Origin of the sequence: Streptococcus sp. HMSC064D12 (genome assembly GCF_001837205.1) — a bacterium.
Lineage (GTDB): Bacteria > Bacillota > Bacilli > Lactobacillales > Streptococcaceae > Streptococcus > Streptococcus salivarius_D.
In genome coordinates, this window is the sequence record NZ_KV831738.1 from 1 (window position 1) to 462 (window position 462).

Annotated in this window: 1 protein-coding gene; it reads right to left on the reverse strand. The window is 38.1% G+C overall.

All coding sequences use genetic code 11. The annotated features are described in order from the left end of the window. Window positions 1-462, reverse strand: a 462-nt coding sequence (locus tag HMPREF2697_RS04340; protein ID WP_142350078.1) for an IS30 family transposase, incomplete at both ends; no start/stop codon positions are given.

Sequence of the window (462 nt, forward strand, 5' to 3'; positions counted from 1 at the left end):
CAGTATCGGCTTCCCAATCTCCTATTCTAGTTCGGTTATTAGCATCTTCCGGTTTTTCGTGAATCGTATGAGAAATAGAAATTTTCCCTCTATTTTCGACATAACCTTTTGTATGACGTGTTTTTCCACGATGACGGAGCTTACGAATGACACCACGAGCACCATGAGATAGTGAGTTATCATCAAAATGACCTCTGTAAATGGCTCTATAGATTGTTTGATAACTAATAACAGTTTTTCCATACTCTAATCGCAACCGACCTTCTATTTCTTCAGGAGACCATTGGTAATCGAGAAATAGATGTTTGACGGTATTGCTTAAATTGTGATCTATTTCAAGCATACGCTTCCGCCCACAGTGTGATTTAGCCCTATGGTAAGACTCCTGTGCATGACTTGGAGAATAGCTTCCTATAGTAACTAGTCCATTCAATTCTATTTTACTAGAAAATCTTATGAGTT